We start from the raw sequence: 24,497 nt of genomic DNA, 5'->3' as shown, positions 1-24,497 counted from the left end.
TGCGCAGGCGAATGCCGATTGCCTTGGAGTCCGGTCCCGGCGCGCGTAATGACGTAGAACCTTGATGAGGACGCCATGCCACAAACTCTACAGTTGAAAATCGTTGCCGCCGCCTGCGCGGCAGTCTTGCTTGTGGTATTAGCGCTGCACCAAGGAGAAAACCTCGACCGAACTGATCGCCGAAGCGGCGCAGTTCGAGAAGAAGGGCGATTCCAGGGCGGCCGTCATCCAGCTGAAAAACGCCGTCGCGGCCAATCCATCCGATGTGGAAGCGCGTCTCGCCCTGGGCAAGCTCTATCTTGAAACGGGCGACGTGGTCGCGGCCGAAAAAGAGCTGAGCAAGGCGCAAAGCCTCGGCGCGCCCCCGGGCCGCGTGCAGATGCCTCTGCTTAAGGCGCTGAGCACACAGGGCCAGTTCGACAAGGTGCTGAAGGAAACCGAAGGGGCCAGCGACGTCGCCCTGATGACCATGCGCGCGAACGCCCTCATGGCCACCAACAAGCAGAAGGAAGCGGCGGAAATTTTCGGCAAGGTCCTTTCAGTCCAGCCTGATAATGCCGAGGCCCTGATCGGCACGGCGCGCCAGGCGGCAATCGCCAACGACATGGACGCGGCGGCCAGGCTGACCGCGCAAGCCGTCGAGAAAAGCCCGCGCAGCGCCGACGCCTGGATGTTCAAGGGCGACATGGCACGCAGCCAGGGCAAGCTTGAGGAAGCCGAGGCAGCCTACGCGCGCGCGATCGAAGCCGAGCCGGCTCACCGCTCGGCCCAGCTCGAACTGGCAACGCTGCAAATCGCGCGCAAGAAATTCGACGCCGCCAAGGCGAGCCTCGCCGCAGCCGCGAAGAACAACGCGAACTCGATGCAGCTGGTGTATACCCAGGCGCTGCTGGCGTACGAGCAAAAGGATTTCGCCGGCGTGCGCGAGAACGTCCAGAAGATTACCCGCGTCGCGCCCGACCACCTGCCAAGCGTACTGCTGGCGGGGCGGCCGATTTCCATCTTGCTTCCTACCAGCAGGCTGAACTGGCGCTGACCCGCTATGTGGGCCAGCTTCCAGACAACCTGATGGCACGCAAGCTGCTGATCGCCTCGCAGCTCAAGCTGGGCCATTCGAGCGATGCGGTCGCATTGCTGGCCGACGGACTGAAGAGCGCGCCCCAGGATGCGCAGATGCTGGCGCTGGCAGGCGAAGTGCACATGCAGCTGCGCGACTACGACAAGGCGGCCGGCTACTTCGAGAAGGCAAGCCAGCTGGAGCCGAAGCAGGCGGGCCTGCGCACGGCGCTGGCGACGACCAAGCTGGCGCGCGGCGACAGCGCCGGCGCCATCAATGAGCTGGAACTGTCGGCCAAGCTCGATACCTCGTCCAACCGCGCCGGCATCATCCTGACGCTGACGGAAATGCGGCTGCGCCACTATGACAAGGCGCTGGCGGCGATCGAGGGCGTGGACAAGGCGCACCCGAAGGATCCGTTGGTGCACAACCTGAAAGGCGGCGTGCTCCTGGGTAAGGGCGACGTGCCGAAGGCGCGTGCCAGTTTCCAGCAGGCGATGACGCTGAACCCGGCCTATTTCCCGGCGGTGGCCAACCTGGCCCAGCTGGCGATCCATGAGAAAAAGCCGGCCGAGGCGCGTGCCCTGTTCGAAGGGCTGCTCAAGCATGACAAGAAAAACATCGAGGCGATGACTGCGCTGGCCAACCTGGCCGCGAACGAGGGCAAGCGCGCCGAAACGCTCAAGTGGCTGGAAAAGGCGCAGGAAGAAAATCCGAACGCACCGGGGCCTGCGATCCAGCTGGCGCTGCGCTACATCCAGTTCGGCGAAAAGCAGAAAGCCCTGACGCTGGCGCGCAAGGTCCAGGTCGTCAACCCGAGCGACACCTCGCTGCTTGACCTGCTGGGCCGCACCCAGGTCGCCAATGGCGACCACGCCGGTGCGCTCGACACCTATGCCCGCCTGGTCGGGCTGGCGCCGAAATCGGCCGAAGCCCACATGCGGCTGGCTGGCGTCCAGATGCTGATGAAGAACGAGTCTTCGGCGCTGGATACCCTGAAGAAGGCCAACGCCATGCAACCGGACTTTGTCCAGGGCCACGTGGCGCAGGCAGAGCTGCTGGTGCGCGCGCGCAAGACGGACGAAGCCGTTGCCGTGGCGCGCGCCCTGCAAAAGGCGCGCCCGAAAGATGCGGTCGGCCATGTGCTGGAAGGCGACCTGCAGATGTCGCTGAAGCAGCCGGCACTGGCGGTGGCGGCGTATGAGCGCGGCCTGGCGCTCCAGAAATCGCCGGCGCTAACCATCAAGGTCGGCGATGCGCTGAAGGCGGCCGGACGCGAAACGGAGGCGAACGCCCGCCTCGCCAAATGGCAGAAGGACAACCCGGCCGACACCATGGTCAAGGTGCGCGTCGCTGAAGGGATGATTCAGGCCAGGAAGCACCAGCCTGCCATCAAACTGCTGGAGTCGGTCCTGGCGCAGGAGCCGAAGAACGTGGTGGCGCTGAACAACCTGGCCTGGCTGTACCAGCAGGAGAAGGATGCGCGCGCCCTGGCTACCGCCGAAGCTGCCTTCAACATCGCCGGAGAGAGCCCGGCGATCATCGACACCCTGGGCTGGATCCTGATCGAGCAAGGCAACACCGCGCGCGGCGTGCAACTGATGGAAAAGGCGCTGGCAATCAACCCCAACGCGCCGGAACTGCGCTACCACCTGGCGGTGGGCCTGGCCAAGGCCGGCGACAAGGCGCGCGCGCGCACGGAGCTGAAGCTGGCGCTTGACGCGAAGCAGGGTTTCCCAAGCATCGAGGAAGCGCGTAGTTTCTACAGTAAACTTTAACCTCAGTAATACATGCGTCGCCAAAGGCCGTCTCGATGCCTTTGGCGACTAGCTCGCCGCCCGCATGGGCGGGTCCGGCGCCCCACTCAGCGTCGCCGGAAGTGGGACACAATTTTCCTCGAAGACTTGTCGGCGGTCCCGTGCGGGATTGCGCTAATGCGATCGCGCGCACGGCTCCGGTGAGCAGCGATGTTCCGCCTGGCGACTCGCCGATCGCGATCATGGCGGCAGAATGCCGCATACCGTTGTGAATTACCTTCTTGACATAAATCTTTGGAATCGAGAGCATTTTTCTTGCTATTATTACACTGCGCTACACCAGCAAGCGTCCCGCTTCCGAGTGTCACGAATAACGGCTCATGGGGCATTCTTGTCGGTTCGTTGCCATAACGATATGGAATGGACAAGATTTCTGCGGTGTGGCCTGGCGCGACGGATAGTTCCGTTGTCAGGGCGGCATGTTCACAGAACGAATCTTGATGGGGGAAGCCATGCAAAATACGCGTAAGAACAAAGTTGTGGGCGCCACGGTGGCCTCGGTTGTCCTGGTGTTTGGCGGCTTGGGCGGTTGTGGCAAGTCGCCCGAAACCCTGACGGCCGACGCCAGGCAATTCATCCAGAAGGGCGATAACAAGGCCGCAGTCATCCAGCTCAAGAATGCCCTGCTGAAGAATCCTTCGGATGTCGAAGCGCGCCTGACGCTTGGCAACCTCTATAACAAGACGGGCGACCCGGTGTCGGCCGAAAAAGAACTGCGCAAGGCAGCCAGCCTCGGCGCCAGCGCGGACAAGACCATGCCCGGCATTGCCGCAGCCTTGTTTGCGCAGAACGAACTCCAGAAGCTGCTCGACGAAACCGAACCAGGCCTGGCGACCGCGTCGGCGGAGGTGCTGACGGCCCGCGGCGACGCCTTCCTCGCGCTTGGAAAAAGCGAACAGGCCGAAGGCGCCTATCGAGCCGCGCTGGCAGCGGCTCCCAATCACCCGCGTGCGGTCATCGGCACCGCCCGCCTGGCACTGATGGGCGCCAAGGTGGAAGAGGCCACGCGCATTGCCGGCGAACTGGTGTCGACCCAGCCGAACAGCGCAGACGCGTGGAATTTCCAGGCATCGGTGCTGCGTGCACAAGGCAAGAAAACCGAGGCGATCGCTGCTTACGACAAGGCCCTGGCGCTCGAGCCGGAACAGCGTAACGCCCATGTTGAAAAGGCGTTCATCCTGATCGACTTGCGCCAGTTTGACGCCGCACGCAAGGAAATCGCGTCGGCGCGCAACGCAGGCCCGAACACCCTGATGGTTACCTATGCCCAGGGCCTGCTCGACCTCTGGGAAGGAAAGCACGAGGCGGCGCGTGACACCGCGCAAAAAATCCTCGGCACGGCGCCAGGCCACATGCCAAGCGTGCTGCTGGCAGGCGCAGCCGAATACCACCTTGGTTCGGCTGCCGCGGCGGTCCAGCACTTGAAACAGTACATGGCGGCGGTCCCGGGTAACGACTATGCGCGCAAGCTGTACGTGGCGAGCCTGCTCAAGCTGGGACGGACGGCCGACGCCCTGGCCGCGCTGGAGCCTGCGCTGCGGGCGAAGGACCCGGACGAACAGTACCTGACGCTGGCCGGGGAGGCGAACATGCAGGCGCGCGAATTCGACAAGGCTGCGGCTTACTTCGAGCGTGCGACGGTAAAGAAGCCGGACCAGGCGAACCTGCACACCGCCATCGCGTTGAGCAAGCTGGGCAAGGGTGACCGCGCCAGCGCGATCGAGCAGCTGGAAGTGTCGGCCAAGCTTGATCCGACCTCGCGCAAAGCCGGCATGCTGCTCGCGCTGACCGAGATGCGCATGAAACGCTACGACAAGGCACTCGCGGCTGCCAATGCGCTCGAAAAGCAGTTTCCGAACGATGCGGTCGTACATAACCTCAAGGGCGGCATCTACCTCGCCAAGTCTGACCTGGCGAACGGCAAGGCCAGCCTCGAGAAAGCGCTGGTGCTGCAGCCAGGCTTTTTCCCGGCGGCTGTCAACCTGGCGCAGCTGTACCTGAACCAGAACAATCCGGCCGCCGCCAAGCAGCAGCTGCTGGCTTTCCTGGAAAAGAATAAGGGACATGGCGAAGCGATGAACGCACTGGCGCAATTGGCGGTCGCCGCGCGCAACAATGCCGAGGCCGGGGAATGGCTGGAAAAAGCTGCGGCGGCCAAGCCGAACGAGGTGCGGGCAAGCGCCCAGCTCGCTTCGTTCTACCTGAAGAGTGGCGAGAAGCAAAAGGCGCTCACACTGGCGCGCAAGCTTGCCGCCTCCAATCCAACCCATACGGATGTGCTGGACCTGCTTGGCGCGGCCCAAATGGCCAACGGCGACTTCGCCGGGGCGGTCGACACCTACAGCAAGCTGGCCAGTGCCGCGCCGAAGTCGGCCGTCCCTCGCATGCGGCTGGCAAACGCCGAGATGGCGCGCAACAACCCGGCGGCGGCGGCGGCTGAACTGAAGAGAGCGATGACGATCGACCCCGGGTTCATCGACGCCCAGGTGGCGCTGGCCGAACTGGCGATGAAGGCCGGCAAACACGACGAAGGGATTGCGATCGCCAGGCAGGTCCAGAAACAGCGTCCCAAGGCGGCGGTTGGTTTCCTGTTGGAAGGCAGCTTGCTGGAGGCGCAGCGCAAGCCGGCACTTGCGGTACGCCCATTCGAGCAAGCGCTCGCGCTGGGACCGAATTCGTCGACGATGATCCTCCTTCACGGGGCCATGACCCGTGCCGGGAAGGCCGGCGACGCCGATGCCCGCCTGGCCAAATGGCGGACGGAACGTCCTGCCGATGCGGCCCTGATGATTTACGTATCGGAACTGGCGATCAACAAGAAGGACTTTCCGGGCGCGATCCGGCACCTCGAAACCGTGGTGAAAGCCGCGCCGAAGCATGCCGCCGCCTTGAACAACCTGGCGTGGGCCTATCAACGGGTAGGCGATCCGCGGGCGCTGGCGACCGCCGAACAGGCGCTGGCGCTGTCCGGCGGCAGCCCTGCAGTGCTAGATACGATTGGCTTCATACTGGTCGAACAGGGCAATACCGCGCGCGGTGTGGGCTACTTGCAACAGGCAGTGAAACTGGCTCCGAAAGATCCGGGAATCCGCTTCCACCTGGCGCAAGGCCTGGCCAAGTCGGGCGACAAGGCGAACGCGCGCCGCGAACTGGAAAAGGTGCTGCTCAGCCATCAGGACTTTGCGGAAATCGACGCCGCCAAGGGCCTCTACAAGCAGCTGTAATGACAGTGGCGCGATCATGACGGGCATTTTCTTGAGGAAATTCCCGATTGTCCTTTGTGTGATCCGGATTAACGCGATGGAAAATACCCTCATGAAAGAAATGTTTTTTGGCTTTAACTCCGAAGGGTTGGAGGCCGCGCACGGCAGAGACAGCCAAGGGATGCGTTCGGAATCTTCTGATAAGATCAGCGAGATGACGATCAACGAACGTGCCTTTGGAATCCGGGTGGCGGACACGGAAGAGGGCCGCAACCATGCCAGCATGTTGATCAACAAGATGTATACCTGGCGTGGTTACGCCGGGATCCATCGCGTTGACGACAACCCGAACCGGATCACGCTGGCCGCGTCCGATAAGGGTACGGTGATAGGAACCGTAACCCTCGGGATCGACTCGCCCATCGGCATCCTGGCCGACGAGGTGTTCAAGGACCAGATCGACATCTTCCGCAACCGCGGCGCCAAGGTGTGCGAAATCAGCAAGCTGGCGTTTGATCCGACCGTGCGTTCCAAGATGGCGCTCGGTTCGCTGTTCCACATCCTGTATATCTACGCCCATCACCTGTACAAGTGCACCGACGCGTTTATCGAGATCAACCCGCGCCATCGGCGTTATTACGAGCATATGCTCGGTTTCAAGACCTTGACCGAGGTGCGTTCCAATTCGCGCGTCGACGCGCCGGCCTACCTGCTGTGGCTGAGCCTCAAGCACATGGGCAATGAAATCGAACGCCTGGGCGGCACCAGCGACAACGTCAACAACGAGCGCTCCTTGTATCCGTACTTTTTCTCCAAGCGCGAAGAAGCGGGTATCGCCAACCGCCTGTTCAACATCGGCTAGGCCTCCGGACCATTGCCCCACTGCGGGCTTTTTGCACATGATCAATCCGTTTTCGTATTCTGAGGCATTCTCGCGCAATATCGGCTGGGTCACCCGGGATGAGCAGGAAAAACTCCGCACTTCGCGCGTTGCCATCGCCGGCATGGGCGGGGTGGGGGGAGTCTATGCGGTAACCCTGGCGCGGCTTGGCGTCGGCAGCTTCCACCTGGCGGACTTCGATACCTACGATATCGCCAATTTCAACCGCCAGGTCGGCGCCATGATGTCGACCCGGGGCAAGCCCAAGGTCGAGGTGATCGCCGCCATGGTGAGGGACATCAATCCGGAGGCCGACATCCGCATCTTCCCCCAGGGCGTCACCGAAGCAAACCTGCCCGAGTTCCTCGGCGGCCGCGACCTGTATGTCGACGGGCTCGACTTCTTCGTGTTCGATATCCGCCAGAAAACCTTTGCCGCCTGCGCGGCAATGGGGATTCCCGCCACCACCGTGGCGCCGCTGGGCATGGGCGCAGCCTTCCTGAATTTCCTTCCCGGAAAGATGACCTTCGAGGAGTACTTCGGCTGGGGTGACTTGCCGGAAGCCGACAAGGCGGTGCGCTTCCTGGTGGGCCTGGCGCCGGCGCGCCTGCACCAGGGCTATCTGGTGGACCCGTCCGCCGTCAATTTCGCCGAACGCCGCGGACCATCGACCATCATCGCGGTTCAGTTGTGCGCGGGCTTGGCGGCCGCCCAGGCATTGAAAATCCTGCTCAAGCGCGGCAAGGTCCTGGCCGCGCCCCACGGCATGCAGTTCGACCCCTACCGGAACAAGCTGGTACACACATGGCGTCCCGGCGGGAACGACAGGAATCCGATCCAGCGCCTTGCGGTCGCGATCGGCCGCCGCCACCTGGCGAAATTATTGCGTCAAAGTAGCCAGGCGAGCTAGCGCGCCATCGGCGCGACGCTCCCGCACGCCGCCATTCCCCACTGCGAGAATCGATATGACAATTGAACAGCCAACAGCCAAATACGCGCGCATGCGCGATATCCTCGACCTGGCGCGCTGGGCGCCCAGCGGCGACAACGAGCAGCCATGGGAATTTGAAATCGTCGACGATTCCCGCGTGGTCGTGTACGGCCACGACACGCGCGAGCATTGCGTCTACGACCTCAAGGGACAGGCCAGCCAGATGGCGTTCGGCACCTTGTTCGAAACCATGGCGATCGCCGCCAGTGCGCACCGCCTCGCGATGCAGGTGGAACGGCGGAGCGGCAGTCCCGAAGACAAGCCGGTATTCGATGTCACGTTTACCGACGACCCCGGTGCGGCGCCGGGTCCGCTGGTGCCGGAGATCAAGCGGCGCAGCGTCCAGCGCCGTCCGATGCAGACCAGGCCGCTGACTGGCGGGGAGAAAGCCGCGCTCGAGGCTGCCGCGGGTCCGGACTACCAGATCCAGTGGCTGGAAGGCGGTGCCCGCAAGCGTGCCGCCAGGCTCATGTTCGACAACGCGCGCCTGCGCCTCCTGTTGCCGGAGGCATACCGGACGCACGCCCGCATCCTGAAATGGGATGACGCGGACAACCAATGGGGGGTGCCTGCGGGCGCGCTCGGCGTGGACAGGATGACGATCCGCCTGATGCAGTGGGCGATGAAGAGCGAGAGCCGCCTGAAGTGGAGCAACCGGATCCTGGGGACGGCGGCGCCGCGGCTCCAGATGGACCTGCTGCCCGGCCTGGCCTGCGCCGCGCACTTCGTCATAAGGGCCCCCCAAAAGCCTGAAACGATGGAAGACTTCATCGCCGCGGGGCGCGCGATGCAGCGCGTCTGGCTGACGCTGACCCACCTCGGGCTGGTCATGCAGCCGGAGATGACGCCCCTGATATTCTCGTCCTATGTGCGCAGCGGAACGGCGTTCACGGCCAACCGGAAGTTGCAGGAACTGGCCGAACGTCTTTCCGAAAAACTCGCCAGACTGATCGGCTCGTCCGAGAACGCGGTGGTCATGGGCAGGATAGGCGCCGGCAAGCTGCCGGTCGTCCGATCGGAACGCAAGCCCCTGGACCAACTATTGCGAAAAAACATATAACATGTTTTGGTGGAAATTGGAAGGAAAATGTCGGTTTATTTTACAGTCGCGACGAGATTTATTGAGGAAGTACTGCGTTGGGTCAGATAACTGATTGATCCTAAAGGGTGTAGCGGCCAGTGGCACGCTTACTGCTTATAAGGGTTGGCAGTCAGGCATTCTACTTGAGCAGAAACCCAGCGACTCAACTAATTCATGAACCGGAGCGATCAAATGAGCAAATCCACTTTCCGCAGTACGCTTTGCAAACTGGCAGGCGCAGCAGCATTGTTGGCACTGTCGAGCACCGCAGCGATGGCGGCCCACATCCCGTCGTTCGGTTTCTCTTCGACCAGCTTCACGATCAATCCAGGCGCGGTCGGCGTAGCAGGGTGCGGCGGTGCGACCTGCACCGCGACATTCATCGATTTTAGCTACGCTGCTGAAGTCGACCAGTTCGCCCAGCCCGGCGACACGGCGACCTTCGACGAAACGGGCGGTGGCTTCTTTGGCACCTTCCGCAACACACTGGGCGGGCCTCCTGTCGCCGGAACCGGCCTCGGCGTCAGTTACCAACTGTACTTTGTGTTTGAAGCCACCGGTGCTACCTCGCCCAACGGCCCGGGAATCGACGGCGCGTTCAGCACGTTCAACTACAGGATGTATGTCGACAAAAACATGGACACCGTGCTGAGCACGGTGACCGTGGGTGGCGTTGATGAGTCCATCGCCAGAATCGCCTTATTCGGTGACGACGAAGAAGTGCTGAACGGTAGCCTGATTCCAGGTTTCGGCGGTTTCCATATCTTTGGCGGCTTGGTAGCAGGCGACTTTAACGTTATCGCGACCGCTAACAGGGTGGGCAACTTCTTCGGTGGCGCCGCCTTCGCGGGCGCCAGCGCGCAAGCGGACATCAACGGCGTCAACACCGCCATCGCGGGCATCCCCGGCGGCGACCCGTTCGCCGCCGCGACCGATATCACGATCATCGGCTCGGGTAACACATCGTTCCAGCCGGTTCCTGAGCCAGCTAGCCTGGCACTGTTCGGCCTGGCACTGGCTGGCCTGGCGTTCAGCCGCCGCGGCAAGAAGGCATAACAAGCAAGGATGCCCCCGCATCCCGGCCTGGTTTATTCAGGTCAATGCCGTCCGGTCTGACTGGGCGGCTTTTTTATATCTTCACGGATAGCCGGGACTCGCGCCCGCCATGGGACACCGATGAAGGTGGCGCTGGCCCGCCGCGCCGCCCTCCCCCACAGGACCGCCCCGCGGCTTTCATGGCGGATGGGTTCCCGGGCGGATACCTGGCGCGCTGGCCGCCAATGCGTGCCGGCCTCGCCTGCCATGCCGGCCTGCCCCGGCGAACTTATTCCCCCAGCAAGCACATCTTCTGGCGCCTTCAGGCGCGGATAATGTCGCGCAGCACCGTTGAGCAATTCATTGAAAAGCCAACCCGCATTCGCATGCTGCATGTCGCCATGCGCCAGCCAAACTGCCGGTGCGCGGACGAAAGAAAAACCGTCCGGAGACGGGTTTTTGCATTCGAGGACTTGCTTGCCGATATCAGGCTTTGCGGCGCGCGCCGACACCGAGGCCAAGGAGGCCCAGGCCCAGCAGCGTCAGGGTGCCTGGTTCCGGAACATGGCTGAAGGTGGTGGTGCCGGAGCCGTCGTTCACGGCCAGCGACAGGCCATCGTCGGTGGTGACGCCGCCGCTGGCGTTATTGAACCCGTTAAACGACAGGAAGAAGAACGGGTTTGGTTCGACGAAGAAGCTCGAACCGGCAGCGGTCAGTTCGAAGGCGGTGTTGGCGTTCAGGTATACGCCGCCCAGGTTGTTAAAGCCGGAAATGCCTGATACCAGGCCACCGGTGCCGAGCAGGATGTCGGCCGCGCCATTGTCGATTACGCGGGCTTCGGAGGGGGCGTCGCCGTCAGCCGTCGCGTCGGCAGCGATGTAGTCGTTCATGTTGCCTGGATCCGCGAACATCTGGAACGTCAGGGCGGTCAGGGTGTTGGTGCTGTTGGCGCTGTTGATGGTGCCGTTGCCGGTGCCGGCGTTGTAAGCGTCGGACAGGCTGAAGACCACGTACAGTCCGTAGTTGAAGCCCAGCCCGGTTTTATTGGCAGCAACGTTGGCGGAATTGTTACGGAACGAGCTGTAGCTGAGCCAGCCGGTGGTGACGGCATGGGTGCCGTCGGCCAGGTTGGTCGAGATGCGCTCCGACGACGATCCACCCAGCGCATTGGCGGTTACCAGGCCGGCCGGGCCGCCGATGACGGATGGATTGATCTTGAAGACGGGCGCGGCGGCGGCCTGCGTTCCGCCCAGCGCCATCATGGCGCCGATGACAGCGGCGAATAAATACTTGCTTGGCGATAATTTCATAAGCTTATCCTTTGGTGACGCGAATTATTGTTGTGGCGGTCAATAGCCGAAGTGGCACATTTAACATGAAGCAAGTCTTATGCCAGAATTCAATATCTGTTTAAAAACAGTAAGTTGCCTGATGAAAGTCAAACTTTCCGCGGATCACATGTAAAGTAATTCGACAAACAAATATTTTCATAAAATTAATTTCCGGCGCGCACATTAATCATACAGGCGGCAGACAGGGAGGGGGAGGACGGGGAGGGCTCAGGCCGGCTGGCCGGCATCGCCTGCGCCGTCGCCGCGCACGGCCTTGTGCAGCAGGTGGCGCGCCAGCAGCAGCGGGGGCATGCGCAGCCAGTGGGAGCGCACGTACAGCAGGTAGCGCGCGGTGCCGGTGAGCGGGCCGCGGCAGCTGTCGTGGTTTGGAAGCAGCGCGCGGTCGAACAAGGCATCTATCAGCGCCTGCAGGGCAGGTGGCGGGCGCACCCCGGACAGCGCGGCCAGCGCCTCCGGCGGCACCGGGGTCGCCAGCAGCCGCGCGGCGTAGTGCAGCGCATAGTACAGCGAGCGCCCCACCTGTAGCTCGAGGGCGCGTGCGGGCAGGGCGGTCCAGAAACCGGGATGGCCGCCGAAGTGCTGGAGCAGCCGGTGGATGTCGAGCAGGTCGCGCAGGCCATTGTCGAGCTCGCCTTCATGGAAGAGGTGGACGGCGCTGTGCAGCACCATGTCCACCGGCGCCAGTGTTGCCAGTCCATCCTCGCCCGGGATCGCGAGCGCGGCGGCGCGCAGCTTGCCGGAGTCGGGCCGCGCACGCGCCGTTTCCGGCAGGATCGCATGATGGACGTCGATCACGGTCTCGCGCTTGACGTTCTGCATCGGCGGCAGTTCGTGCATCCAGGTACGGTAGTAGCGCTGGTCGTAGGCGTCGTGCTGGGTCGAGACCCAGCCGTGCATCATCAGGGCTGCCTCGACTGCGTCCAGCCGGGATTTCGGCACCAGGATGTCGATGTCCGAAAACATGCGGCCGCGCGCCGCCGGCATGCCCGAGAGCGCGTAGGCGGCGCCCTTGAGCAGGATCACGGGCAGGCCTAGGCCGTCGAGCGCGCGCCGGATTTCGCGCACTTCCCAGCGCACCGCCAGCGCATGGCGCGCGGCCAATGCCTGCATCCAGTCCAGGTGGGCGCGCGCCGGCGGCGGCGCTTCCACGCCGGCGGCCTCGAGCATGGTGCGCAGCGCCGGCACCAGCGATGCAACGGCGGCCTGGCGCAGCAGCAGGTCCCATTCGGGCAGGCTGAAACCGGCCGCCGCGGCCGGCTCGCGCAGCACGCGCAGCAACAGTGGCACGCCGCTCATGGGGCAGGCGGCGCGAGCCGCGCGAAGGTGTCCAGCGCGTCGTCCAGCGCGCTGTAGCTGAAGCTGTAGCTGTCGGACTGGCCAATGATGCTGGCCAGCGCGTCGAAGCCCTGGCGCCCGAGCAAGGTGTAGTTGAAGGCGTTGGCGGCCAGCTGCATGAAGGCCTCGGCCTTGCCGGCCCGCTCCAGCCGCGCCGCCGCGCCGGCCTCGTATTTCGGGAAGATCACCCAAGCCGGCCGGGCCGGTTCGAGCGCGCGCGCAATGCTGTCCGGCGGCGCCTTCATGTGCGCCACCGTGCCCTTGGTGGTGTCGGTCACCGGCCGGCTGAACACCGCTCCCGGCACGTAGTCGCCAATCACGCGGATCGAGCCGTTCTTCAGGCTCACCGGGCGCGGCAACGGAACCAGCATGCCGTCTTCCAGGCGCAGCATTGCCAGCTCGTCCGACAGCAGGCGCCAGCCGTTGTTGACCAGGGCCGCGCACAGCGTGCTCTTGCCGGAACCCGGCGGGGCCGGCAGGATCGCCGCGCGGCCCTCCTTTTCCACCACGGCGGCGTGGATGATCAGGTAGCCGTGGGCGCGGCTCGACACGCACCAGTTCAGGCCCCATTCGAACATCGGGTAAGCCTGGGCCAGCGGCAGCGGGCGGAACGCGACGTTACCGTCGTACTCGAAGCTCACCTGGGGGCGCACAAAGCGGCGCAGCCCGCCGGGGCGCGTCAAGGCAATGTGGAAGTCGGCGAACCCGGCATCCTCGCGCAGCGGATAGTCGGCGTACAGCAGGGCGATGCCGTCGGCCACGGCATCGATCGGGCTGCGGATGCGGGTCACGAAGGCGCCGGTCTGGAGCCACAGGCCCGGGCCGGCCAGGCGCCGCCCCAGCTCGGCGCGGCCGAGCGTGGAAACGGTCAGCATGGGGCCAGCTCGATCAGCGACAGCGCGCGCAGGTCGTCCAGCATGGGAGGAATTTCGAGCAGCTCGGCGTCGTCGAGCTGCAACTCGGCGCACAGGCGCGAAGCCAGTGCCGGTCCGGTAGCCGGTGCGGCATGCACGGCCAGCAGCAGCTGCATGGCACCGGCGTCGAGCAGGTGGGTATCGCCCGACAAGTTGTTGAACACGAGGTATTGTTCATCCCAGGCATAGTGGTGCAGCGCCTGGCCGGGGATCACCCGCCATTTCCGGTCATTCACAAATAGCTTAGAGCATCGTGCCCTTGAGATAGGTCACGACGTCGGCCGCGTACCATTTCACACCCGCGGTCGGGTTGTAGTAGCCACGGCGATACAGGTCGTTCCAGATATTTTGCAGCTGGATCACCGTCAGGAAGGAGATCTTGCCGGAAATGATGTTCAGGTAAGTCGCCACCATGTGGCGGCCAATGGCGTCCTTGTCCCACTGCTTCGGGTCGAGGATGTCCTTGATCGAGCAGTTATAGTACTTCGAGGACTGCGCGCAGCTGAAAATGCTGCCGAAGGTGATCGTGGGGCTGCACGGCCAGTAGCTGTGGGTCTGCCAGTAGCCGGGGGAACGGCCCTCGCATACCGGCGGCGGGCCGTGGTGGCTTGTGAGGCCGCCGGACAGGGAACCGGACGGCGGCTTGCAGATCTCGCAGGTCATGGTGGCACGGCTGGTGATCGTCACCAGGGCGCCGGATACGCCGAGGCCCGCGCGCGCGAAACGGCGGCGCGCTGCGCCACGGCTGCTGATCGAAGCGGCTGGCTGCGCCGGTGCCGTCTGTTGCGGCTTCTCTGGCTGCTGGTCTTGGTAAGTCACGTCACATCCTCAATTGAGAAAACTGCACGCTGGCGCCGTCGAGCGGCAGGGCGCTGCCCGGCGTTACTACATCAAGCAATAATCATTCCCATCGAGATGATCGGCCGTGCAATCGACATGAAATCAAGGCCTTAAGCGCCGGGACTATGCATCCGCTGGGTGATTCGTTTGATCCGCCGCAATGTCATGTAAGGAAAACCGACATGATGTCAGCAGATCATGACACAAGCACTTGCGCCCAGGCGCTGTTTTGTAGAAATACAACGGGCGGCGCGGCGCCGCCCCTTATCCAGCTTAGAAGAAGCTTTCCGGGATCACCAGGACGTCGCCAGGGTACATGTAGGTATTGGCGGAAATGTCGCCGCCCTTGATCAGGTCGTCCAGGCGCACCGGCACCACGTGCTGCTTGCCGTCGATGGTGCGGATGATGGTGGCGCGGTTGCCCGATGCGTATTCGTTGATGCCGCCGACCGCGATCAGCACGTCCATTAGCGACATGTTGCTGCGGAACGGCAGCGACTGCGGCCTGGCGGCCTGGCCGATCACGCGGATCTGCTCGCCGAAGTTGCCGACGAAGCCGGTCACGATCACGGTCACCACCGGCTGCTGGATGAACTTGGCCAGCGCTTTTTCGATGTCGCGCGCCAGTTCGGTCGAGGTCTTGCCCGCTGCCTGCAGGTCCTCGACCAGCGGCGTGGTGATCTTGCCGTCCGGGCGTACCGGCACCGTGTTGGACACTTCCGGATTGCGCCAGACGACGATCTGCAGGTTGTCGCCAGGGCCGATCAGGTAGTCGCGGGCGGGCGCCTGCGCCTGCTGCGGAGCGGCGGTCTTGGTGGCGCAGCCGGTCAGGAAAGCTGCGGACAGGGCCAGCGTCGAGAAGGCCAGCAATTTCATCAGTTTGCTTTGGACAGTGTTCACCTGAGTATCCTTTTTTGCCTGTGGGAGGGTGGCGCGCGGGCCCTGCTCCGGTTGAGATTTCCTGATCGCAATTATGCTTTCAAGAGTTTCTATTTTAGCATGCAATTTTTAGCGGAAAAGCTGCACGTTTGCAAATTATTCGAAGGTGGCCTATTTCTTCTCCAGCAGCCTGTTGATATAGACGGCTGGGATCGCATAACTGATCCCGCTGGGATTGGTGATCGCGGTTTCCTTCAGGCCCTTGACCAGCACCATGTTGATGACGCCGAACACCACGCCGGTCTCCGGATCGTACAGCGGGCTGCCGCTGTTTCCGGGGTAGGCGGTGCCGTCCAGCTGGAAAATCCTGAATGGCGCCTTCTGCAGCTGGCTCAGCACGCGCGGCTGCAGGTTGCGCGCGCCCAGCGCGGGCATCACGACCGGCGTGATCGCCGCCAGCATGGCGCGGTGGGTGGCGTGGTTCAGGCCCAAGGCCATGCCCAGCGGGAAGCCGGTAAACGCAAACTGGCGGCCCTCCAGCACGCTGCCGGAATCGCCGATCGCCAGCGCCGGCAGCGGCGCCCCGGACAGGCGCAGGTGGGCCAGGTCGTGTTCCTTGTCGATTCCCGCCAAGGTTGCTGGCCGGAACGAGATGTCGGTGCCGGCGCCGCTGACGACGCCCAGCGTTTCCATGTTTTCGCCGTCGAGGACCCCGGGAATGCTGTGTGCGTTGGTGATCACCGACAGCCCGTCGCCGGTGGCGAAGCCGGTGGCGACGAAGCGGATCGCCGGATTGCGGGTGCGCTGGTAGGTGCCGATGCCCACTACCGACGGTTTGACGGCGGCAATGGTCTGGGGCAGGTCTGCCGCCGGGGAGGCCGCGGCCGCGGCAAGCAGGCCCAGCGCGATCAAGGCCCGCGGCACAAGGAGGCACCCTGCGGATGCTGCTCGGATGAAAAGGTTCATGGCATGGAGTCGGAATAGCGCGCCGTGCGGCGCAAAACAGGGTCGAGGCTAACCGCTTGTCGCCAACTATGCAACAGATGGGCTCGCAAAGTTCAAGCAAGGAAAAATAATTGATTTATTGTTGTATTCTTCAGCGCACGATTGCATTTTGACATCAAAATTATTACATTTGTGAGAAGCTCTTTGTGTTTGGAAACGGATAAATTTCCGCACGTTAAGGGGCGCGTGTGGCCGTCGTGCCCTTGCCACGGAGATAATGAAAATCGGGGATTTAGTGGATTCCCGGAACAGATTGTCATGTATCATATGACATGAATCAATGCATTGAGGCAAGTTTGCTGGCAGGCCAGCGGCGCCTTCGCTTGGTTCTATCTAATAACTGTGATCCGGCGGCAAGCCGGATCCGCGGACGGCGAGAGACCTATGTCAGAACTGAGTGCCTTGATCACAACATTCCTGAAAGCGATCTGGAAGTATCGGTGGCACGCGGTCCTGGTGTCGTGGGTCGTGGCCATCGCGGGCTGGGCCTTCGTTTACCGCATGCCGGATAACTACCAGGCGTCGGCGCGCGTCTACGTCGATACCCAGAGCATCCTGCAGCCGCTGCTGTCGGGCATGACCAGCGTGCCCAACCTCGAACAGCAGGTCGGCTTCATGCGCCGCACCCTGATCAGCCGCCCGAACGTGGAGAAGGTCATGCGCATGGTCGACCTCGACGTCAAGGCCAGGTCGGCCAAGGAACACGAGGAGCTGGTCGACGAACTGATGAAGCAGATCGCCATCGGCGGTACCGAGCGCGAAAACATCTACACGATCGCCTACGAGAACCCGGACCCGAAGCTGGGCAAGGCGGTGGTGCAGTCGCTGCTGACCCTGTTCGTCGAAGGCAGCTTCGGCACCAAGAAGCAGGATTCCGACAAGGCGGTGCAGTTCATCGACGACCAGATCAAGAGCTATGAAGTGAAGCTGCTGGCGGCCGAGAACGCGCTGAAGGAATTCAAGATCCGCAACATCGGCAAACTGCCGCGCCAGGGAACGGACTTCAGCACCACCATGCTCCAGCTCGAAGAGCAGCTCGGCGCCGCGCGCCTGGAGCTTGCCGAAGCCGAGCACGCGCGCGCTTCGATCCGCCGCCAGATCGCCGGCGACGACCCGGCCCCGCTGGCTTCTGCGGTGGTGGCCAATCCCGAGATCGACGGCCGTATCGCCGGCCTGGTCAAGAACCTGGACGCACTGCGTACCCAGTACACCGACGAGCATCCCGACATCGTCGGCACCAAGCGCCTGATTGCCCAGCTGGAGGAAAAAAAGGCCGAGGAAGCCAAGCGCGCCGTCCGCACCTCCGATCCGGGCGCCACTTACAGCCCCATGCTGCAGCAGATGAACGTCGCGCTGTCGGTGGAGGAGGCCAAGGTGGCCGCGCTGACCGCCCGGGTCAGCGAGTATGCCGCGCGCGCCGCGCGCCTGCGCGCCCAGAGCGTCAATGCGCCCGAGATCGAGGCCCAGTTCGCCCAGCTCAACCGCGACTACGACGTCAACAAGGAAAACTACGAGAAGCTGTTGGGTCGCCGCGAAGCGGCCAAGCTGTCGGGCGACCTGAGTTCGGCCACCGACATCATGACCTTCCGCGTGATCGATCCGCCTACCGTGCCGTCGACCCCGGCGGGTCCGAACCGCCTGGGCCTGTACTCGATCGTGTTTGCCGGCTCGCTGCTGGCCGGCCTCGGCGTCGCACTGCTGCTGAGCCAGATTCGCCCGACCTTCATGAGCCAGGGCGCGCTGCGCGAGACCCTCGGCGTGCCGATCCTGGGCAGCATCAGCATGAACTGGACCACGGAGCAGAAGACCCGGCGCGAGAGGCGCACCTATGCCTTCGGCGCCGCGGTGGTCGTGCTGCTGGGCGCCTACGGCGCCGTCATGGGAACCATCCTGGTCCAACCAACGCTGTAAGCGCGTTACTGGAGAATCGTGTGAGCATTATTGAAAAAGCGGCAGGCCGCATCGAACACAGTAAAGAGCAGCGCGTCGCCGAAGCGGCAAGCGCCCAGCCGGCCGCAGCGGTGGAGCGCGCCGCCGTGGCGTTTGCCGAACCCGACGCCGTGGCGGTGGCCGAGCCCGCGGTGGCGGCCGCGCCGGAACCGGCGCTGCGCCGTACCGCAAAGGCGGTCGAACTCGATCTCGAGCGCATGCATGCGATCGGCCTGGTAACGGCTGCCGGCGGCCGCACCGCGCTGGTGGAAGACTTCCGCGTCATCAAGCGCCCGCTGATCAAGCGCGCCTTCGCCGAGGGCGCGCCGGGCGGCAAGCCGCGCAACCTGATCATGGTGACCAGCTCGCTGCCGGGCGAAGGCAAGACCTTCTGCGCCATCAACCTGGCGATGAGCATCGCCATGGAGCTCGACCATACCGTGCTGCTGATCGATGCCGACGTCGCCCGCCCTTCCGTGCTGCACACCCTTGGCCTGCCGGCCCAGCGCGGCCTGATGGACGTGCTGCTGGACGACGGGCTGGACGTCGCCGATGTCATGCTGCGCACCAACGTCGACACCCTGTCGATCCTGCCTGCCGGCACCAGCAACCCACGCGCGACCGAGTTGCTGGCCAGCCAGTCGATGAGCGCGCTGGTCAACGAGATCGCCAACCGCTATCCGGACCGCATCGTGATCTTCGATTCGCCGCCGCTGCTGCTGACCAGCGAGGCGCACGTGCTGGCCTCGCACATGGGCCAGATCGTGATGGTGGTGGAAGCGGAAGTGACCACCCAGCACGCGGTCAAGGAAGCCTTGCGCCAGCTCGACGGCCTGGACAATGTCAACCTCATCTACAACAAGACGCGCGAGTTTCCCGGTTCGGAAACCTACGACTATCCCTATGGCTAAACAACGCCGCGCCGTACGCGCGCTGGCCCCGCTGGCACTGCTGCTGGCAACGCCAGCACAGGCTGACTGGAAATTCACGCCAACCCTGGATGTTCGCGAAACCTATACCGACAATTCGCGGCTGGCGCCGCGTGCCGAGGCGCGCGGCGACTGGTACGCCGAAGTCACGCCAGGCTTTTCGTTGAGCAACCATAGCCGCCGCTTCTCCTTCGATTCGAGCTACCAGCTACATTATTACTACGGCCTGGAAGACGGACGCGGCCCGGTCGACCGCGTCCAGTCGCAGCTGGGCGCCAAGCTGCGCTCGGAACTGGCCGAGGGGCTGCTGTACTTCGACGCCTCGGCCAGCATTTCCCAGCAGGCGATCTCGGCGTTCGAGCCCCTGCCGCAAGGAAATTTCTTCAACCCGAACCGGGCGGAAGTGCGCAGCTGGAGCGCCAGCCCCTACCTGGTGCACCGTTTCGGCACCGCCGCCACCGCGACCTTGCGCTATGCGCGCGACTCGGTCGACACCGGCACCGCCGGCATCGGCACCAGCGAGGGCGATACCGTGTCGTTCAGCCTGGCCAGCGGCCCGGGCTTCCGCGACTTCGGCTGGAACGTCCAGGCCAGCGAGCAGCGCGTCACCGAGAACTTCGCGCCGGAAACCACAGCGCGCAATGCCAATATCGGCCTCCGCTACAAGCTCAGCCGCACCCTGGCGGCCACCGCCAGCGTCGGCTACGACGACTACGACTACCAGGCGATCGGCGGCAAGTCCGGCGGGCGCGCCTGGTCGGGCGGCTTCTCGTGGACCCCGAGTACCCGCACCCAGGTCGACGCCAGCGTGGGCCGCCGCTTCTACGGCCCGAGCTACTACCTGTCGGCCGTGTTCCGCACCCGCCGCAGCGCCTGGGACCTGCAGTACAACGACATGGTCAGCACCACCCGCGCCCAGTTCGTGCTGCCGTCGGCGGTCAGCACGGCCGACATGCTCGACCGCCTGTTCGCGGCGACGGTGCCCGACCCGGTGGCGCGCCAGCGCGCGGTGCAGGCCTACATGCAGGCCACCGGGCTGCCGCCCAGCCTGATCGACAACGTCAATTACTTCAGCAACCGCTACTTCCTGCAGAAGGAACTGCGCGCCAGCGCCGCCTGGCGCTCGGTACGCACGCGACTGATGCTGACCGCCTTTTCCAACCGCCGCACCGCGCTGTCGACGCTGGACGCCGACAGCCAGTTCCTGGGGCCGAACCAGCTCACCCTCAACGACGCTACCCGCCAGGCTGGCGCCAGCGCGGTCTGGAACTACACCCTCAATTCGCGCACCGAGGCAAACGCCACCATCAACGCCATCCGGGCCGAGTCGGAATCGGCGCGGCTCGATGCCGACCACCGCTTCGCGACGCTGTCGCTGGTGAGCCGCTTCGGCCGCAAGCTGACCGGCACCCTGGAACTGCGCCGCAACGTCGGCCCGAGCGTCGTCAGCGGCGCCGGCTACACCGAGAACGCGGTGTCCGCTGCGCTCAACCTGCGCCTTTAACCATCGAGCGACCGCCATGTACGAAACTTATTATGGACTAAGCGACAAGCCGTTCCGGCTGCGCCCCGACCCCCACTTCTTCTTCGGCAGCAAGGGCCACAAGCGCGCCATGGCCTACCTCGACTATGGCCTGTCGCACGGCGAGGGCTTTATCGTGATCACCGGCGAAGTCGGGGCCGGCAAGACCACGCTGGTGCGCAACCTGTTCAACCAGATGCCGTCTGATAAGATCGTCGCCGCCCACATCGTCAACACCCACCTCGACGCCGACGACACCCTGCGCACCGTGGTGGCGGCCTTCGGCCTGCCCTACGAGAACGCCAGCAAGACCGCGATGCTGACCCGCCTCGAGCAGTTCCTGCGCGCCTGCGACCAGGAAGGCAAGCGCGCGCTGCTGGTGGTCGACGAAGCCCAGAACCTGACTCCGCGCGCGGTGGAAGAACTGCGCATGCTGTCGAACTTCCAGACCGACGAGAAATCGCTGCTCCAGACTTTCCTGCTGGGCCAGCCGGAGTTCCGCACCACCCTGCACAGCGCCGGCATGCAGCAGCTGCGCCAGCGCGTTACCGCCAGCTACCACCTGGGCCCGATGGACGCCGAGGAAACCCGCGCCTACATCGAGCACCGCCTGAAGACGGTGGGCTGGCACGACGACCCGACCTTCAGCGACAACGCCCACGCCGCGATCTACGAATATTCGGGTGGCATCCCGCGCAAGGTCAACGGCCTGTGCGACCGCCTGCTGCTGATGGGCTACCTGGAAGAACTGCACGCGCTCAAGGAAAAGGACGTCGAGGCGGTGATCAGCGACATCCAGCAGGAATACCAGCTGCCGCCCGGCGCCGCCCCGGTCCTCGCCGCCGGCCCCTTCCCGGGCCTGGAAACGGCGGGTGCCGCCGCGCCGCACAGCCTGGACAACCCGGGCTACATGGACGAACGCATGATGAAGATGGAGAAATCCATGTCCTCGGTGCTGTCGATCCTGAAGAAGATCGTCAGCTCGCTGCCTGCCCCCGCTCAGCCGGCCGACCACAGGCAGGAATAAGCATGAACGACCGCCTCCACACCAGCGCCGTTGCCGCCACCGGCATCCGCAACGCGATGACGATCGACGTCGAAGACTACTTCCAGGTCTCGGCGTTCGCTCCCGTCATCGCGCGCGACAGCTGGGATGGACGCGAATGCCGGGTCGAGCGCAACGTCGCGCGCATCCTCGATATCCTGGACGCCGGCGAGGTCAAGGCCACCTTCTTCACCCTGGGCTGGATCGCCGAACGCTATCCGCAGGTGGTGCGCAGCATCGTCGCCGGCGGCCACGAACTGGCCAGCCACGGCTACGGCCACCTGCGCGCATCAAGCCAGGGCCGCGCGGAATTCGCTGCCGACGTCACTCGCAGCAAGCGCATCCTGGAAGACATCGGCAGCGTGCCGGTGCAGGGCTACCGCGCCCCCAGCTTCTCGATCGGCAGCGCCAACCTGTGGGCGCTCGACGTTCTGCAGGAAGCCGGCTACCGCTACAGCTCCAGCATCTACCCGATCCAGCACGACCACTACGGCATGCCGGATGCGCCGCGCTTCGCGTTCTACCCGAATGGCCCGGACGGCCTGCTGGAGATCCCGATCACCACCGTGCAGCTGATGCAGCGCAAGCTGCCGGCCGGCGGCGGCGGCTATTTCCGCCTGCTGCCGTATGCGCTGTCGCGCTGGATGATGGAGAGGGTCAACCAGGTCGACCAGCAAAGCGCGATCTTCTACTTCCACCCGTGGGAAATCGACCCTGGCCAGCCGCGCCTTGACGCCGCCAGCATCAAGAGCCGTTTCCGCCACTACGTCAACCTGGGCCGCATGGAAGGGCGCATCGCGCAACTGACGCGCGACTTCAAGTGGGACCGCATGGACCGGCTTTTTTTGGGTAAGGCATGAGCTCGCTTATCGAAGCAGTCCAGGAGAAGCGCGCCGCGGCGGCGGTGGCCGCCGGCCGCCCCGCGCTGCACCTGCTGCAGCCGGACGATCATGCGCGCTGGGACGCTTTCGTCGCGTCCTGCCCTGACGCGACCTTCTTCCACCGCGCCGGCTGGCAAACCGTGATCGAGCGCGTATACGGCCACAAGACCTGGTTCTACTACGTCGAACAGGACGGCCAGATCGTCGGCGTATTGCCGCTGGCGGAGATCAGGAGCCGCATGTTCGGCCACTCGCTCGGCTCGCTGCCGTTCTGCGTACTGGCGGCGTCGCCGCCACCAGCGCCGCGGCGCGCCCGCTGCTGGACGCCGCGGCCGATGCGCTGGCGCGCCAGCTCGGCGTCGGCCACCTCGAATACCGCAACCTCACCGCCGGCACGCGGGCGACCCGGCCTGGCACCAGAAGGAGCTGTACGTCACCTTCCGCAAGGAGATAGTCGCCGACGACGAGGCCAACATGAACGCCATCCCGCGCAAGCAGCGCGCGATGGTGCGCAAGGGGATCAAGCTGGGCCTGTCGGCCGAGATCGACCAGGGCGTGGACCGTTTCTTCCTGGCCTATTCGACCAGCGTGCACCGCCTCGGCACCCCCGTCTTCCCGAAGTCCTACTTCAGGGTGATCAAGGAAGTGTTCGGCGACGAGTGCGAGATCCGCATCATCGTGCGCGGCGACGAAGTGATCGCCGGCGTTCTGTCGTTCTACTTCCGCGACGAAGTGCTGCCCTACTACGGCGGCGGCATGCCGGCCGCGCGCGAGTGCGCCGGCAACGATTTCATGTACTGGAACCTGATGCAGGCGGCCGCCGCGCGCGGCTGCCGCATCTTCGACTTCGGCCGCAGCAAGCTCGGTACCGGCGCCTTCGACTTCAAGAAGAACTGGGGCTTCGAGCCGACCCCGCTGGCCTACGAATACCGCCTGTACGCCTCAAACGAACTGCCGGACAACAATCCGCTGAACCCGAAGTACCAGCTGTTCATCAAGATGTGGCGCAAGCTGCCGATCGGCCTGGCCAACTTCCTCGGGCCCTATGTCGTCAGGAACCTGGGGTAAGCCGTGAACGACCTGCTCCTGCTGATCCACCGGATCCCTTACCCGCCCAACAAGGGCGACAAGATCCGCTCGTGGAACCTGCTCAAGCACCTGGCGCGCAGCTACCGCGTCCACCTGGCCACCTTCGTCGACGACCCGGACGACTGGCAGCACGTGCCGCAGGTCGAGGCGCAGTGCGCCAGCAGCCATTTCGCCAAACTCAATCCGCTGATGGGCCGCGTGCGCAGCCTGGTCGGCCTGCTGGCCAACGAGTCGCTGTCGCTGCGCTACTACCAGGATGCCGGCATGCGCGCCTGGGTCGCGCGCACCATGGAAGCCCACCCGATCCGCCGCATCGTCGTGTTCTCGTCGCAGATGGCGCAGTACGCCGAACCTTACCGCGCCGCGCGCCGGGTGGTCGACTTCTGCGACGTCGATTCCGACAAGTGGCGCCAGTACGCCGACAACAAGCGCTGGCCGATGAGCATGCTGTACCGCCACGAGGCGCGCCAGCTGCTGCGCTACGAGCGCAAGGTCGCCGCCGAATGCGATGCCTCGCTGTTCGTGTCCGATCCCGAGGCCGAGCTGTTCCGCCAGCTGGCGCCGGAGAGCCGCGACAAGATCGGCTTCTTCAACAACGGCGTCGACACCGACTACTTCTCGCCGCTGCGCGCCTATGAGCGCCCGTACAAGGACGGCGAGCGCGGGCTGGTGTTCACCGGCGCGATGGACTACTGGCCGAACGTGGACGCGG

At 64.3% G+C, this 24,497-nt stretch carries 21 protein-coding genes and 1 pseudogene; 14 read left to right on the top strand and 8 right to left on the bottom strand.

Annotated elements, in window-relative coordinates; translation table 11 throughout:
• Positions 1-349: hypothetical protein (locus tag D3872_RS26310; RefSeq protein WP_229459165.1), on the bottom strand; the 349-nt coding region annotated here is incomplete at its 3' end.
• On the opposite strand from D3872_RS26310, the gene D3872_RS25970 reads away from it, so the two are divergent.
• The 7 genes from D3872_RS25970 (at position 233) to pepA (D3872_RS04765) (ending at position 10,085) form a co-directional block, all read left to right on the top strand.
• Positions 233-1,036 (top strand): tetratricopeptide repeat protein, encoded by an 804-nt coding sequence (locus D3872_RS25970; protein ID WP_370660948.1) that lies wholly within the window; start codon positions 233-235, stop codon positions 1,034-1,036. The genes D3872_RS26310 and D3872_RS25970 overlap by 117 nt on opposite strands.
• Positions 1,027-2,835 (top strand): XrtA/PEP-CTERM system TPR-repeat protein PrsT, encoded by a 1,809-nt coding sequence (gene prsT, locus D3872_RS04790; protein WP_307719402.1) that lies wholly within the window; start codon positions 1,027-1,029, stop codon positions 2,833-2,835. The genes D3872_RS25970 and prsT (D3872_RS04790) overlap by 10 nt, the downstream gene beginning before the upstream one ends.
• 491 nt (positions 2,836-3,326) lie before the next feature.
• Entirely contained in the window at positions 3,327-6,098 is a 2,772-nt protein-coding gene (gene prsT / locus D3872_RS04785) for an XrtA/PEP-CTERM system TPR-repeat protein PrsT (RefSeq protein ID WP_182915687.1), read from the top strand.
• Between the two features lie 193 nt (positions 6,099-6,291).
• Positions 6,292-6,939: an N-acyl amino acid synthase FeeM domain-containing protein gene (locus D3872_RS04780; RefSeq protein WP_229459164.1), complete on the top strand. Its 648-nt coding sequence runs from the start codon at positions 6,292-6,294 to the stop codon at positions 6,937-6,939.
• 37 nt (positions 6,940-6,976) lie between these two features.
• Positions 6,977-7,867, top strand: a complete 891-nt coding sequence (locus D3872_RS04775; protein WP_119809721.1) for a ThiF family adenylyltransferase — start codon at positions 6,977-6,979, stop codon at positions 7,865-7,867.
• Between the two features lie 55 nt (positions 7,868-7,922).
• Positions 7,923-9,008: a nitroreductase family protein gene (locus D3872_RS04770; protein WP_229459163.1), complete on the top strand. Its 1,086-nt coding sequence runs from the start codon at positions 7,923-7,925 to the stop codon at positions 9,006-9,008.
• A 213-nt stretch (positions 9,009-9,221) separates the two neighbouring features.
• Entirely contained in the window at positions 9,222-10,085 is an 864-nt protein-coding gene (gene pepA / locus D3872_RS04765; protein ID WP_182915686.1) for a flocculation-associated PEP-CTERM protein PepA, read from the top strand.
• 465 nt (positions 10,086-10,550) lie between these two features.
• On the opposite strand, the gene pepA (D3872_RS04760) is transcribed toward pepA (D3872_RS04765), so the two are convergent.
• From pepA (D3872_RS04760) to D3872_RS04730, 7 genes are all read right to left on the bottom strand, one after another.
• A complete protein-coding gene (gene pepA, locus D3872_RS04760; protein WP_119809718.1) occupies positions 10,551-11,375 on the bottom strand; it encodes a flocculation-associated PEP-CTERM protein PepA in 825 nt (274 codons plus the stop codon).
• 249 nt (positions 11,376-11,624) lie between these two features.
• Complete coding sequence (locus D3872_RS04755) at positions 11,625-12,713, bottom strand: nucleotidyltransferase domain-containing protein (RefSeq protein ID WP_119809717.1); 1,089 nt, start codon at positions 12,711-12,713, stop codon at positions 11,625-11,627.
• Positions 12,710-13,627 (bottom strand): HprK-related kinase A, encoded by a 918-nt coding sequence (locus tag D3872_RS04750; RefSeq protein ID WP_220476886.1) that lies wholly within the window; start codon positions 13,625-13,627, stop codon positions 12,710-12,712. The genes D3872_RS04755 and D3872_RS04750 overlap by 4 nt, the downstream gene beginning before the upstream one ends.
• Entirely contained in the window at positions 13,621-13,902 is a 282-nt protein-coding gene (locus tag D3872_RS04745) for an HPr-rel-A system PqqD family peptide chaperone (RefSeq protein WP_182915685.1), read from the bottom strand. Before D3872_RS04745 ends, D3872_RS04750 begins: the two co-directional genes overlap by 7 nt.
• Before the next feature lie 7 nt (positions 13,903-13,909).
• Complete coding sequence (locus D3872_RS04740; RefSeq protein ID WP_119809715.1) at positions 13,910-14,485, bottom strand: hypothetical protein; 576 nt, start codon at positions 14,483-14,485, stop codon at positions 13,910-13,912.
• 294 nt (positions 14,486-14,779) lie between these two features.
• Positions 14,780-15,382, bottom strand: coding sequence for an XrtA/PEP-CTERM system exopolysaccharide export protein (locus D3872_RS04735; protein ID WP_119809714.1), 603 nt, complete (start codon positions 15,380-15,382; stop codon positions 14,780-14,782).
• Positions 15,383-15,556: 174 nt separating this feature from the next.
• Positions 15,557-16,297 carry a S1 family peptidase gene (locus D3872_RS04730; protein ID WP_229459162.1) on the bottom strand — a complete coding sequence of 247 codons (741 nt, stop codon included), beginning with the start codon at positions 16,295-16,297 and terminating at the stop codon, positions 15,557-15,559.
• Between the two features lie 477 nt (positions 16,298-16,774).
• Here D3872_RS04730 and D3872_RS04725 point away from each other — a divergent pair, with 477 nt between their 5' ends.
• From D3872_RS04725 to D3872_RS04695, 7 genes and pseudogenes are all read left to right on the top strand, one after another.
• On the top strand, positions 16,775-18,301 hold the full coding sequence (locus tag D3872_RS04725; RefSeq protein ID WP_119809712.1) for an XrtA system polysaccharide chain length determinant: 1,527 nt from the start codon (positions 16,775-16,777) through the stop codon (positions 18,299-18,301).
• 20 nt (positions 18,302-18,321) lie between these two features.
• The gene (locus D3872_RS04720) at positions 18,322-19,230 is read left to right on the top strand and encodes an XrtA-associated tyrosine autokinase (RefSeq protein WP_119809711.1); all 909 of its coding nucleotides are present in this window, start codon (positions 18,322-18,324) and stop codon (positions 19,228-19,230) included.
• Positions 19,223-20,752, top strand: a complete 1,530-nt coding sequence (locus D3872_RS04715; RefSeq protein ID WP_182915684.1) for a TIGR03016 family PEP-CTERM system-associated outer membrane protein — start codon at positions 19,223-19,225, stop codon at positions 20,750-20,752. The genes D3872_RS04720 and D3872_RS04715 overlap by 8 nt, the downstream gene beginning before the upstream one ends.
• A gap of 16 nt (positions 20,753-20,768) precedes the next feature.
• Positions 20,769-21,797 (top strand): XrtA/PEP-CTERM system-associated ATPase, encoded by a 1,029-nt coding sequence (locus tag D3872_RS04710; protein ID WP_119809709.1) that lies wholly within the window; start codon positions 20,769-20,771, stop codon positions 21,795-21,797.
• A gap of 2 nt (positions 21,798-21,799) precedes the next feature.
• The gene (locus D3872_RS04705) at positions 21,800-22,675 is read left to right on the top strand and encodes an XrtA system polysaccharide deacetylase (RefSeq protein WP_119809708.1); all 876 of its coding nucleotides are present in this window, start codon (positions 21,800-21,802) and stop codon (positions 22,673-22,675) included.
• Positions 22,672-23,764: pseudogene (locus D3872_RS04700) on the top strand (FemAB family XrtA/PEP-CTERM system-associated protein). The gene D3872_RS04705 and the pseudogene D3872_RS04700 overlap by 4 nt, the downstream one beginning before the upstream one ends.
• Positions 23,765-23,767: 3 nt before the next feature.
• On the top strand, positions 23,768-24,497 hold a 730-nt coding region (locus D3872_RS04695), incomplete at its 3' end, for a TIGR03087 family PEP-CTERM/XrtA system glycosyltransferase (RefSeq protein ID WP_119809707.1).

Source organism: Massilia cavernae, assembly GCF_003590855.1.
GTDB lineage: Bacteria > Pseudomonadota > Gammaproteobacteria > Burkholderiales > Burkholderiaceae_D > Telluria_A > Telluria_A cavernae.
Note: the sequence above shows the minus strand (reverse complement) of the source record. Positions and strands in the feature narration are given on the sequence as shown.